Raw genomic sequence first — 12,498 nt, 5'->3', positions numbered from 1 at the left:
GTGAAGGGCCGGAAAAACCGGCCCCTGTCTATCTGGCTTTATTCAAGACGATAGTTCGGCGCCTCTTTGGTTATCTGGACATCGTGAACGTGCGATTCACGCATCCCGGCGGAACTGATCTCGACAAATGCCGCTTTTTCGTGCATCTGGTCGATTGATTCACAACCGCAATAACCCATCGAGGAACGAACGCCGCCGATCAACTGGAAAATGATGGCATTGACGCTGCCCTTGTACGGGACACGGGCTTCGATGCCTTCCGGAACCAGCTTGTCCGGCTGGTGTTCGGCTTCGTCCTGGAAGTAACGGTCGGCAGAACCCTGCTGCATTGCACCGACACTGCCCATGCCACGATAGGCTTTATAGCTGCGGCCCTGATACAGGATGATTTCGCCCGGAGCTTCATCGGTACCGGCAAACATGCTGCCCATCATGACGGTAGAGGCACCGGCTGCAATCGCTTTCGAAATATCACCGGAGAAACGGATACCGCCGTCAGCGATACAGGGAACACCGGTTCCTTTCAAGGCATCAGCCACGTCGGAAATCGCGGTAATCTGCGGAACACCGACACCGGCAACGATACGGGTAGTACAGATCGAACCGGGGCCGATACCGACCTTGACGGCATCAGCGCCATGATCGAGCAAGGCCCTTGCAGCGTCAGCTGTGGCGATGTTGCCGCCGATGACTTCGATATTCGGATAATGTTGCTTGACCCACTTGACACGGTCCAGAACACCCTGTGAATGTCCGTGAGCCGTATCGACGACCAGAACGTCCACACCGGCTTTGGCCAGCAAATCGATACGTTCGTCATTGTCAGGACCGACACCGACAGCGGCACCGGCCAGCAACTTGCCATAGCTGTCCTTGGATGCCAGAGGATAATCGTTCTTTTTCAGGATATCTTTTACCGTCATCAAACCACGCAGCTCGAAAGCGTCGTTGACGACCAGAACCCGTTCCAGACGGTTACGGTTCATCACCCGTTTGGCTTCCTCAAGCGTCGTGCCTTCTTTCACGTATACCAGCTTTTCGCGAGGCGTCATTATTTTGCTGACGGGAGCGTCCAGTTCTTCTTCAAAGCGCAAATCGCGATTGGTAATGATGCCGACAATCTTTTTGCCATCCACAACGGGGAAACCGGAAAAGCCATGCTGTCTGGTCAGCGCGATGACATCGCGTACTTTCATGGTCGGTGGAATAGTGATCGGATCGGTCACCATACCTGCTTCGAAACGTTTGACCTTGGCAACTTCCCGGGCCTGTTCGGCAGCAGTCATATTCTTGTGGATAATACCGATCCCGCCCTGTCTTGCCATCGCGATCGCCAGAGACGCTTCGGTGACGGTATCCATTGCTGCGGAAAGCAAAGGAATATTCAACGAGATATTTCTCGTCAAACGGGTTTTCAAAACGGTATCTTTAGGAAGAACGGCAGAATATGCCGGAACGAGAAGCACGTCATCGAACGTGAGTGCCTTTTTGAGTAGTCTCATGGTATTTCCTATGTGTCCAAAACAGGATTATACAGATTTTTTTCAAAAATTGCCTACCATAATTTTTGCATCTGGCAAAATATTTCACCGGCTGTTGCTTCCGAAAAACGCAAAACTAACGCCATTTCCGCCTGTTTTTTCACAAAACAGGCTTAATCGGAGTAGTTTACTCCAAATCCGGAAAGGTTCAGCTTCAAATGGATGCAAAAATACCGCATCCATTTGAATTTTTCGTTATTGACGAAAGAAGCCCCAACGGAAATAAACTCCTAGAGTTTGTTTACCGGATTGCGAGGCTTTTCACCCCGAAACCCGCGCACTGCCTCTTCAGCACATCGCGTTTTGAGATTGGATTCCGCCTGAACCGAATACCATGCCATATGAGGTGTAATGAGAATGTTCGGAGCGGATCGCAGGGGACTGTCCATTGGCAACGGTTCTTTGGCAGTCACGTCCAGAGCGGCCGCGGACAGATGCCCTGAATTCAGGGCGTCAGCCAGAGCTTTCTCATCGACAAGCCCGCCACGGGTAACGTTGATGAACATGGCTCCCGGTTTCATTTTGGCAAAGGTCTTTGCATTCATCAGGCCTGCATCCTGTGAATTCAGGCTGCAATGCAAGGATAAAAGGTCAGCCCTTTCAATGACATCGTCTTCAGACGTCAGTTCAATGAAAGAACTCTCGGGATCGCCTTTGAGATGCTCGGTAAAAATATCGAAACCGATCACCTTGCAACCCAGTGCATGCACACGTTTGGCAAAAGCAAGCCCGATACGCCCGAGCCCGATGACGCCAATCGTCATATTGGACAAATGCTGGATCGGCACCATTTCCCGGTACGTCCATCGTCCTTCCCTGACCTGCTCGTTGGCCTGGCAAATCTTGCGGGTAATGGCAAGCATCATGGCCAGCGCATGGTTGGCCACTTCGGAAGTGCCGTAATCGGGCACATTGCAAACCTGCACACCATGCCGTGTAGCCGCTTCAAGATCGACATTGTCGACCCCGTCACCATATCGGACCACCATCTTCAGTTCCGGGAGCGCTGCAAACACCTTTTCCGTAAAAGGGGCGCGCTGGTTGCATGCGGCAACCGCTCCCTGACAATTGGCAATCAGGTCATCCTCGGTCCTGCATTGAAATAATTTCCAGGGAATGCCAGCCGCTTCAAATACAGCCTTTTCGGCATCGATATTGATATGATTACAATCAGTAATGACAATCAGGGCATCTGCCATAGAAAAACCTGCCTTTCTGCAAATGGGTGATGAATTCCGGTTCTGGTGATTGCATGCCAGTCAACCTGTTTTTTGGACATTATAGTCAGTAAAGATGAAAAATTCCCTGAAACTGCACAATGCGCAAAGAAATTCCGGACAGGAGATATCATCTCGAAAACCCCTTCAAAAACATGATCTTGAACAGAATTGCATCCCGATTGTGACTTTATTATAAATATCGCGACACAATAAATATTAACAAGTGCCTGTTTTTTATTGTGTTTTTCAATCGTTTCGGGGTAGAATCCGGACTTCCGTTTTTTGTTTTGTTTTTTTCTGTTTTTGTCTGGAGGTTTTTTCATGGCTCGTGTTTGCCAGATTACAGGTAAGAAGCCGATGTCGGGTAACAAGGTTTCTCATGCCAATAATAAGACGAGACGCCGTTTTATGCCGAATTTGCATTACCGTCGTTTTTTTGTGGAATCGGAGAATCGCTGGGTTTCCCTGCGGGTGTCGAATGCCGGTTTGCGCGTGATTGACAAGCTGGGGATCGATGCGGTCCTGGCTGATTTGCGCGCTCGTGGTGAGAAGGTTTAAAGTTTTTTTAGAGGGTTTTTGTTATGGCTAAGGCTGGTAGAGAGAAGATCAAGCTGGAATCGACGGCAGGTACGGGTCATTTTTATACGACGACCAAAAACAAGCGTACGACGCCTGACAAGATTGAAATCGTCAAGTTCGATCCCAAGGCAAGAAAGCATGTTCCTTACAAGGAAACGAAGATCAAGTAGGTCTTCATCGCTTTCTTATGCAAAAAGCCGACATGTATTTGTCGGCTTTTTTGTCTGGACTTGCCTTAAATAAGAGCTTCAACTTGCGCCTCCTGACACAGTATCAATAGCGCTTGCCAAAGAAAAGAGGTGATCCCTGATATCAGCGGGCCAATTACCAATACACTGTCTGAAGTGATCGATGTTCCCGGCAAACAAGGCTCGGGACGCTTCTTCAAAACCCTGATTGTTCCCGGCCATTGCCACCATGAAATTATAAGCCGCTTCCTGCGCCTGACGCATTCTGTCTGATTCCCTTGCCGCACGCATGGCATGCTCGACCAGCTTTCGAAGCGTCACCGATGCTCCTCCAGCTTGCGTCGCAAGCCATTCCCAATGTCTCGGCAACAAGGTCACTTCCCGCGGAACAACACCCAGTTTCGGACGTCCTGCACCCTGTCTGGCAGGCGCTTTCATTATTGAACCCGTTTCCGTTGGCGGCTCTTTTCCGACAGGCAAACGAACAAGGACATCCGCTAAAGGCCCCCGAAAATCCACTTCGATAATGGCGCTCGTTTTTGCATCGAAAACCAGAACAGGCTCGACCGGATGTGAGTCGACAAAACGTTTGACATCTGTCGCAACATTTTCCGGAACACCGGAAGCGATGCAGTCGTTTCCGGAAAAAGCGATCCATTGCGCAAGAGGAGAATGATTCATTTGCGATCCAGTGCATATAAAATGAAAATCGCATTTTACCCGGATAATATTACCAATGCAATATTATCCGGGTAAAAATCAAAAATGTCAGAAAATGAAGGGTTCAACCCCCTGTGACGGGCGGGAAAAAGGCGATTTCACACCCTTCAGTCACTTTTGTATCAGGCTGTGCCATTTGCAATTGACAAGCCATTTTCAACTGCCCTGCCGACAATACCTCTGACCATACCCCGCCTCTTTTCATCAGGAAAAGCCGGACATCGTCAACCGTCCTGATATCATCAGGTAGCGTCACCCATTCTTCTGCGACACCGAGTTTTTCCCTGACGCGGGCAAAATATCGCAATCTGATTTTCATTAGTTCAACAATTCACTGAAAGGAATGAAACGGACAAAGTCGCCCTTTTTGATGAGCTGTCCGGGTGGATTATCGATCAGGCCATCTCCCCAGACTGTTGAAGACATCACACCTGATCCCTGATTGCCGAAAGGTTCGAGCCCCCCGGCTTCATTCAATTTGACTCTTAAAAATTCGTTCCGTTCATCGGGATTGTCCAGTGTGAAATCCGCACGAAGCGAAAATGATTTTGGAAACACATTTTCCACTCCCTGCATCCGCAAGAGGAATGGCCGTACGAAAAGCAGGAAAGTGACGAAACTGGAAACCGGATTGCCGGGCAAGCCGATGATGGCAGCCGACGCGGAGGACAGCCCTGAGCGTTCATCGATTTCACCGAATACAAGCGGTTTTCCCGGTTTGACCGCCACACGCCAGAAATGCAAACGTCCCAGTGATTCGATAGCCGGTTTGATATGATCTTCTTCGCCGACAGAAACGCCCCCGGATGTGAGGATCAGGTCGTGTCCTGTCCTTGCCGCTTCGGCAAGCGCGGCCTGTGTTGCCTTGAGGTTGTCGGCAATGATGCCGAAATCCGTTACGGTACAGCCGAGGTTTTCCAGCAAAGCCCGCAAAGTGTAACGATTGGAATTGTAAATTTTCCCCGGGGTCAACGATTCACCCTGCATGACCAGCTCGTCGCCTGTCGACATCAGTGCCACTTTCAGACGACGGGTAACAGGAAGATCCACCAGACCCACAGAAGCGGCAACGCCAAGATGTTGCGCCTGCAACCGGGTTCCTTTTTTCAGAACAAGATCGCCCTCTTCAAGATCTTCTCCGCGATATCGGACCGATTCGCCTTTTTTCTCAGGCAAACGCGTGAATATCAACCGGTCTCCATCGACTTCACACCATTCCTGCCTGACAACCGTATCGGCGCCTTCCGGTATGGGAGCACCGGTAAAAATACGGGCCGCTTCACCGTTTTGCAGTTTGCCGCCAATGTGTCCGGCCGGAACTCTTTGCCTGACGGTCAAAACCGTCCCGGTTCCATTGAGATCGGAAAAACGAATGGCGTAGCCGTCCATGGCGGCGTTATCGGCATTCGGTACATCGATTCCGGAATACTGCGACTCTGCCAGCACACGTCCATTAGCCTTTGAAATGGCAAGCATTTCCGATTCCGGAACCTGTGCAGCCATTTCAAGCAAACACTTCAGAGCTTCGTTGACTGTCAGCATATCAGGCCTGCCTCTCAAATTTCGTTCAAGTCGGAAAAACGATTCTGAACTTTGACAAAAAAATCAAAGTCCCGTTCGTGCCGCAATGAAATCCTTGACTTCGCCAGCATCAGCCGACATGACAGTAAAACGCTGCGGCAAGTCTTCGATCTTCCCGAAACCGGCCGGACGATCGGCATTTTTGCCCAGCGCCTCGAAAATCGTCTCATTGAATTTCGCTGCCTGAGCCGTTTCCAGCACGATCATCGGAATCCCTTTTTGCTGATGTTCGCGCGCCACTTTCAGGCCGTCTGCCGTATGCGTATCGATCATGATGCCATACTCTTTCTGTACGAAACGGATCGTTTCCAGACGGTCTGCGTGGGTGGATTTTCCGGATTCGAAACCGAAACCGCCGACTAGCGCGAACTCGTCGCCATCGCTGCCCGGCTTGCCCGACAGGTCGAAAAAGCCTTTGGATTCGATCTGTTTGAACAGTTTGTTGACGCGAACACTGTCTTTGCCGAGCAAATCGTAAATAAAGCGTTCGAAATTGGACGCCTTGGAAATATCCATCGACGGACTGCTGGTATGCCAGGTTTCCGCAGATTTGCGGACGCGATAAATGCCCGTACGGAAAAATTCGTCCAGAACGTCGTTCTCATTCGTGGCCACGACCAGCCTGTCGATCGGCAGGCCCATCATGCGCGCGATATGCCCTGCACACACATTTCCGAAATTGCCGGACGGAACAGTAAACGACACTTTCTGTTCACTGTTTTGCGTCGCCAGCAGATACGCACGGAAGTAATAAACCACCTGAGCGACGACACGCGCCCAGTTGATCGAATTGACTGTCCCGATCTTTTGGCGCGTCTTGTATTCCAGATCGTTGGAAACGGCTTTCACGATATCCTGACAATCGTCGAATACCCCTTCGATAGCGATGTTGAAAATGTTCGGGTCTTGCAGGCTGAACATCTGTGCCGTCTGGAAAGCGCTCATTTTCCGGTGCGGCGACAGCATGAACACCCGGATGCCCTTCTTGCCTCTCATGGCATATTCGGCAGCACTGCCGGTATCGCCTGAAGTCGCACCCAGAATATTCAGTTCGGCATTTTTGCGGGTCAATTCGTATTCGAAAAGATTGCCGAGCATCTGCATCGCCATATCCTTGAATGCCAGAGTCGGGCCATTCGAGAGTCCAAGCAGCATGAGCGTCTTGCCGTCCTTTTCTTCCAGAAGACGCAAAGGCGTGATCGCATCCTTCGAATCGCCGGAACGGACATTTTTATAGACTTCGGACGTATAGGTCTTTTCGACCAGCGCTTTCAGGTCGGCCTCTGGAATATCATCGGCAAATTTCTTGAGAATCTCAAAGGCGAGACCGGCATAAGACAGGGAACGCCATGAATCCAGCTCTGCCTTCGTGACAGATGGATAGGCATCCGGCATGTACAGACCGCCGTCGGGAGCCAGTCCTTCGAGCAGGATTTGGGAAAAAGAGCGTTTTGCTCCATTTTTGTCTTGTGCGCGAGTCGAAACGTATTGCATACGAACCATTTACAAAATCCAGCAGTTGAACAAGGCCGACAATACAAAAAACGGTTTACAAACAACAAACCGGCAACAATCGGCCCAACGAGATTTGACATTGTAACCAAATTCCGCGGCCTTAGACATTGACATCGCCATTTCGTCTATCATTTTGGAAAAGGTCCAAACATGAAAATGGAAAAAGTTATATGCTATTCTTTCCAGCTTCACCGGATGTCACTCATTTATTTGAACGAATATTATGTCTCCCAAAGTCGCCATCGCCCAAATCAACAGTACCGTCGGAGATCTGTCCGGCAATCGCGAACGCATTGCAGAATTCGTCCGGAAAGCGGCTGCGCTCGGAGCCGATATCGTCCTGACACCTGAACTGTCCCTGACCGGCTATCCTCCTGAAGACCTGCTTTTGCAACACAGTTTTCATTCTTCCACACAACTGGAACTGGACAGGCTTAAAAACGAACTGGCCGATCTTGACAATGTATTTGTACTGGTGGGCCATCATCTGATCAAGGGTGGACTGTGTTACAACGCCTGTTCCATTCTGGTAAACGGCACCATCATCGGTACCTATTTCAAACAGGAATTGCCGAACTACACCGTTTTCGACGAAAAGAGATACTTTGCCCCGGGCAATGAACCGCTCGTGTTCAAGGTCAAAGGTGTCTGTTTCGGAATCGGCATTTGCGAAGACGTGTGGTTTCCATTGCCCCCACAAAAAGCACGGGCTGCCGGTGCCGATGTCATGCTGGTCATGAACAGCTCACCATACCACATGGGCAAAATGCACCAGCGTCCCGTTATCGTCCGCCAGAACGTCATCGGACAAGGCATGTCTGCCATTTACGCCAATCTGGTCGGCGGTCAGGACGAACTGGTCTTTGACGGTTGCTCATTCGCGATGAATACCGATGGCAAAGTTTGTGTCCAGCTGAAACAATGCGAAGAAGACCTTGAAATCGTTTCGTTCGATAACAAACAGCCCGTCAACGGCAGGATGGAGGAGCATCCGACTGTCGAAAGCGAGGTTTATCGTGCACTGGTTCTGGGCGTGCGCGACTACGTCACCAAAAACGGCTTTCCCGGTGTCATCATCGGCTTGTCCGGCGGTGTCGATTCCGCACTGGTTCTGGCGATCGCCGTCGATGCACTCGGGCCTGAAAAAGTCCGGGCTGTCATGATGCCTTCCCCGTATACCAGCGACATCTCACAAATTGATGCCAGCGATATGGCTGGACGCCTGAAAGTCGCCTACGACGAAATTCCGATTTCCGACTGTTTCTCCTCATTTTTAAGTACACTGGCGCCACAGTTCAACAAGCTTCCCGAAGATTCGACGGAAGAAAACCTTCAGGCTCGCATTCGCGGAACCCTTCTGATGGCCCTGTCGAACAAATTCGGTTCCATCGTCCTGACAACCGGCAACAAGAGTGAAATGGCCGTCGGTTACTGTACTCTTTACGGCGATATGGCCGGTGGATTCGCCGTTATCAAGGACATCTACAAAACGCTGGTCTATCGACTCTGCCACTACCGCAATTCGATCTCGGACGTCATCCCCGAACGCATGTTGACCCGTGCGCCGACGGCCGAACTGAAACCGAACCAGTTCGATCAGGACACGCTGCCACCATACGAAGTGCTGGACACCATCGTCAGAATGTTCATGGAAGAAAACCGGAGCGTGGGCGAAATCGTCAAAAACGGTTACAACACCACCGTCGTGGAACGAATTGTTCGTCTGATGCGTATCAACGAATACAAACGGCGTCAGGCACCGATCGGTATCCGGATTACGCCACGCGGTTTCGGACGCGACTGGAGATGCCCGATCACATCGAAATATCGCGATTGAAAACAAAATGTTTTAAAATAAAATCGCTTGTGCATTTTTCACAAGCGGTTTCTTTTTTACTGCCAACGGAGTTCGCATGAAAAAAATTACAGCCATCATCAAACCTTTCAAACTGGACGAAGTACGCGAAGCTCTGTCGGATGCCAACATCAACGGCCTGACCGTAACGGAAGTGAAGGGATTCGGCCGCCAGAAAGGCCATACCGAACTCTATCGGGGTGCCGAATACGTGGTCGATTTCCTGCCAAAAGTGAAAATCGAGGTCGTCGTCGACGACAGCATGCTTGATCTGGCTATCGAAGCCATCCTGAAATCGGCACGTACCGGAAAAATCGGCGACGGAAAAATTTTCGTGCAGGACATCGAACAGGTCATCCGTATCCGTACTGGTGAAACCGGAATGGAAGCGATTTGAATTCCGCCTGCAAATGAACAGGATGAAAAAGGGGAGCCGATGGCTCCCCTTTTTCATATTTCAGAGATCAGCGATCAATTCAGTCTCTTTTTGAAAATATACGTATCGAGACATCCGATATCGACCGGTGTCCTGTTCGCGAACCGTTCCAGAATCTCAAACCCGTTCTTTTCGTAATAAGAATAATTGCAGGTTACGTCCGCCCACAGGAAAATATTTTCAACGGCATTTTTCCTGCAAAGCGCCTCGAAGCTGGTCAAGAGTCTCCGTCCTGTTCCACCGCCCTTGCTCATGAACAGGTTCATCATGATATCCCCGTCCTTCATATATTTTTTGACGGCGGAACCGTTTCTGGAAAGATAGTCCCGATATTCCAGGGCGACTTCCTTTTCCTCAGGCAAAAACCGGGAAAGCGTGTTTTCAAACCACTTATTGCAGCCGGCCTGATCCGTTTTGAAACCGGCCAGTAAAAAGGCATTCAATGACTGGTCGACCAGACTGAAAGAATACTGGCGGTTCGTATCGTAATAACGGACCATGTATTCATGGATAAACCGGTTCAAATCGTGCCCGACACCATTCAGTTCATACGACCATGTATCGTAAGCCATCTGGCCAGCGGCATGGACATCGGCTTCCTGAAACTTTCTGATAAGCATAAAAACAGCATCGCCTGCATGGCAAACATGCAGGCAACATCATTGAAAAAATTATTGTTTTGAAGGAATGGTTTTCTTCGCCTCATCAGCCACTTTTCTGGCTTCTGACTGCTGGACAGGTGTCATGACGGCATATACAGTCTCTGCACCAGTCTGGGACATATGATAATGGGGGGCAGACAAGCTATACCACTTGTATGCCTGTACCGGATCGGCTCTCATACCCAGACCCAGTTCATACATTCTGCCGAGCATATACTGGGCACGGACATGGCCTTTTTCAGCTGCCCGTTTCATCCACATGCCGCAAATCTGGTCGTCCTGTTCGATGTTTTTGCCACCGCAATAAACCTCCGCCAGCTCGACCATCGCTTCCACATCCCCCTTTTCCGCCTGTGCCGTCAACTTGGCCGTCATTTCCTGTCCTGTAGTACAGGCAGACAAAACCCCGACAGAAACCAGAACGAGACTGACCGGAACCGCTTTTTTCAGAAAAGAAAACATGAAAAACCCTCTTTATAAACCTGAACAACCATGAATTTTGAATAAACCGGCAAACCGGCATAAAAGACAAGTATATCGGGTCAATGCTTTTCACACCAGCGTCCCTGAGCCGATTAACTCCCTTTTAACAGCACGACAACCGCACCGGAACCGCCATCGGCCGGTTTGGCCTGACAGAACGCGACAACATCCGCACGCTGAACCAGCCATTTGTGAACGAGTTTTTTCAAAACCGGTTCCTGATTGACCGACCCGAGCCCCTTTCCGTGAATGATGCGAACGCAACGGATACCCCTTATGGAAGCGCGACGCAAAAACTCCACCAGCATTTCCCGTGCCTCGTCGCGACGGAAACCGTGCAGATCAAGCTGGTCACCGATCACCCAGTGACCGCGCCGCAATTTCCGGACGACATCCGGTCCGATACCGTTGCGCGCATAGCTTAAGGCATCATCCGTTTCAAGCAGGCTTTCCACACTGAACTCATCGGAAAGCGATTCCATGAGAGCCCGTTTTTCATCCTCCATCCTTTGTACCGGAATCGGTTTGGGCGACGAAAACACAGGAGCGACGCGATCCCTGTTATCGATAGGCGTCACATCGCCGATACTTTTCAGGAAAAGGTCACGGTCGGAAACGGACTGCCTTTCAGCCCTTTTCCGTTCCTCTTCCTCTTTCTTTCGATCCTCATTGGCCTTTTTGACGACTTTTTTCAGTGCCTTGAGATCCGTAATCTTTTTCGATGAAGCCATTTCCCTTCACCGTCAGGACAATTCTTCTTCCAGATAACGCTGTGCATCCAGTGCGGCCATACAGCCTGAACCGGCACTCGTCACAGCCTGACGATACATGTAATCCTGAACGTCACCTGCGGCGAAAACGCCCGGGATATTCGTTGCCGTCGCCATGCCATCCTGTCCCATGCGGGTTTTGATGTAACCATTCACCAGTTCAAGCTGGCCTTCGAAAATGGACGTATTGGGCTTATGCCCGATCGCGATGAAAACACCGTTGACGGTCACTACTTTCAGCGAACCATCCTTAACCGATTTGACCCGAATCCCGGTCACTCCGGAATCATCACCCAAGACTTCGTCAATCGTCGTATCGTACATGATCTCGATCTTGCCTTCTTTAACCCTTTCCAGCAGGCGCGTCACCAGAATCGGTTCTGCCTTGAACGAATCGCGACGATGGATCAGGGTCACTTTGGACGCGATGTTGGAAAGATAAATTGCTTCATCTACTGCAGTATTGCCACCGCCGACGACGGCCACTTCCTGATTGCGATAGAAAAAACCGTCACAGGTAGCACATCCGGAAACCCCTCGTCCGATGAAAGCCTGTTCGGATTCCAGCCCCAGATACTGGGCGGAAGCGCCAGTCGCGATAATCAGCGCGTTACAAGTGTACTCGCCCATATCGCCGATCAGCCGGATCGGTTTTTTCGTCAGTTCGGCTGTATGGATATGGTCGAACACAATGCGGGTATCGAAACGTTCAGCGTGTTCCAGCATACGCTGCATCAATTCGGGACCGGCAACGCCCGTCGGGTCTCCCGGCCAGTTTTCCACGTCGGAAGCCGTCATCAGCTGACCGCCCTGTGCAAGTCCGGTCACAAGAAGCGGTTTCAGGTTGGCCCGCGCCGTATAAACGGCAGCGGTGTAACCGGCAGGGCCGGAACCCAGAATCAAAACATCGGCATGCATTGGAGAAGTCGTCATAATAAAACCGTCGAA

Annotated in this window: 15 protein-coding genes; 4 read left to right on the top strand and 11 right to left on the bottom strand. The window is 50.6% G+C overall.

What is annotated here, in order from left to right; translation table 11 throughout:
- Positions 1-38: 38 nt before the first annotated feature.
- The 3 genes from guaB to BRW83_RS05110 all read right to left on the bottom strand — a co-directional run bounded on the left by guaB (position 39) and on the right by BRW83_RS05110 (position 3,084).
- Complete coding sequence (gene guaB / locus BRW83_RS05120; RefSeq protein ID WP_005880988.1) at positions 39-1,502, bottom strand: IMP dehydrogenase; 1,464 nt, start codon at positions 1,500-1,502, stop codon at positions 39-41.
- A 269-nt stretch (positions 1,503-1,771) separates the two neighbouring features.
- The gene (locus BRW83_RS05115; RefSeq protein ID WP_005880990.1) at positions 1,772-2,740 is read right to left on the bottom strand and encodes a C-terminal binding protein; all 969 of its coding nucleotides are present in this window, start codon (positions 2,738-2,740) and stop codon (positions 1,772-1,774) included.
- The gene (locus BRW83_RS05110; protein WP_086131745.1) at positions 2,725-3,084 is read right to left on the bottom strand and encodes a hypothetical protein; all 360 of its coding nucleotides are present in this window, start codon (positions 3,082-3,084) and stop codon (positions 2,725-2,727) included. The genes BRW83_RS05115 and BRW83_RS05110 overlap by 16 nt, the downstream gene beginning before the upstream one ends.
- Between BRW83_RS05110 and rpmB the strand changes: the two genes are divergently transcribed.
- Together rpmB and rpmG are read left to right on the top strand one after the other, a co-directional pair.
- Entirely contained in the window at positions 3,083-3,319 is a 237-nt protein-coding gene (gene rpmB, locus BRW83_RS05105; protein ID WP_005882820.1) for a 50S ribosomal protein L28, read from the top strand. The two genes, BRW83_RS05110 and rpmB, sit on opposite strands and share 2 nt — an antisense overlap.
- A gap of 23 nt (positions 3,320-3,342) precedes the next feature.
- Positions 3,343-3,510, top strand: a complete 168-nt coding sequence (gene rpmG, locus BRW83_RS05100; RefSeq protein WP_005882818.1) for a 50S ribosomal protein L33 — start codon at positions 3,343-3,345, stop codon at positions 3,508-3,510.
- Between the two features lie 78 nt (positions 3,511-3,588).
- On the opposite strand, the gene BRW83_RS05095 is transcribed toward rpmG, so the two are convergent.
- From BRW83_RS05095 to thrC, 4 genes are all read right to left on the bottom strand, one after another.
- Positions 3,589-4,209 (bottom strand): DUF2239 family protein, encoded by a 621-nt coding sequence (locus BRW83_RS05095; RefSeq protein WP_005880992.1) that lies wholly within the window; start codon positions 4,207-4,209, stop codon positions 3,589-3,591.
- A 103-nt stretch (positions 4,210-4,312) separates the two neighbouring features.
- Positions 4,313-4,567, bottom strand: a complete 255-nt coding sequence (gene moaD / locus BRW83_RS05090; protein WP_005880994.1) for a molybdopterin converting factor subunit 1 — start codon at positions 4,565-4,567, stop codon at positions 4,313-4,315.
- Positions 4,567-5,790: a molybdopterin molybdotransferase MoeA gene (locus BRW83_RS05085; RefSeq protein WP_005880996.1), complete on the bottom strand. Its 1,224-nt coding sequence runs from the start codon at positions 5,788-5,790 to the stop codon at positions 4,567-4,569. Before BRW83_RS05085 ends, moaD begins: the two co-directional genes overlap by 1 nt.
- Positions 5,791-5,853: 63 nt before the next feature.
- On the bottom strand, positions 5,854-7,323 hold the full coding sequence (gene thrC / locus BRW83_RS05080) for a threonine synthase (protein WP_036603870.1): 1,470 nt from the start codon (positions 7,321-7,323) through the stop codon (positions 5,854-5,856).
- A gap of 244 nt (positions 7,324-7,567) precedes the next feature.
- On the opposite strand from thrC, the gene BRW83_RS05075 reads away from it, so the two are divergent.
- Together BRW83_RS05075 and BRW83_RS05070 are read left to right on the top strand one after the other, a co-directional pair.
- Positions 7,568-9,181 carry an NAD+ synthase gene (locus tag BRW83_RS05075; protein WP_005881000.1) on the top strand — a complete coding sequence of 538 codons (1,614 nt, stop codon included), beginning with the start codon at positions 7,568-7,570 and terminating at the stop codon, positions 9,179-9,181.
- A gap of 76 nt (positions 9,182-9,257) precedes the next feature.
- Positions 9,258-9,596, top strand: coding sequence for a P-II family nitrogen regulator (locus BRW83_RS05070; protein WP_005881002.1), 339 nt, complete (start codon positions 9,258-9,260; stop codon positions 9,594-9,596).
- A 74-nt stretch (positions 9,597-9,670) separates the two neighbouring features.
- Here the strand turns inward: BRW83_RS05070 and BRW83_RS05065 are convergent, their stop codons facing one another.
- From BRW83_RS05065 to trxB, 4 genes are all read right to left on the bottom strand, one after another.
- Positions 9,671-10,255, bottom strand: coding sequence for a GNAT family N-acetyltransferase (locus BRW83_RS05065; RefSeq protein WP_005881004.1), 585 nt, complete (start codon positions 10,253-10,255; stop codon positions 9,671-9,673).
- 51 nt (positions 10,256-10,306) lie between these two features.
- Positions 10,307-10,759 (bottom strand): tetratricopeptide repeat protein, encoded by a 453-nt coding sequence (locus BRW83_RS05060; protein WP_005881006.1) that lies wholly within the window; start codon positions 10,757-10,759, stop codon positions 10,307-10,309.
- 113 nt (positions 10,760-10,872) lie between these two features.
- Positions 10,873-11,511, bottom strand: coding sequence for a Smr/MutS family protein (locus BRW83_RS05055; protein WP_005881008.1), 639 nt, complete (start codon positions 11,509-11,511; stop codon positions 10,873-10,875).
- A 12-nt stretch (positions 11,512-11,523) separates the two neighbouring features.
- Positions 11,524-12,483: a thioredoxin-disulfide reductase gene (trxB, locus tag BRW83_RS05050; RefSeq protein WP_005881010.1), complete on the bottom strand. Its 960-nt coding sequence runs from the start codon at positions 12,481-12,483 to the stop codon at positions 11,524-11,526.
- Positions 12,484-12,498 lie beyond the last annotated feature (15 nt).

Source organism: Oxalobacter formigenes, from assembly GCF_002127965.1.
In the GTDB taxonomy this organism is placed as follows: domain Bacteria; phylum Pseudomonadota; class Gammaproteobacteria; order Burkholderiales; family Burkholderiaceae_D; genus Oxalobacter; species Oxalobacter formigenes.
This window is presented reverse-complemented; position numbering and strand designations above follow the sequence as displayed.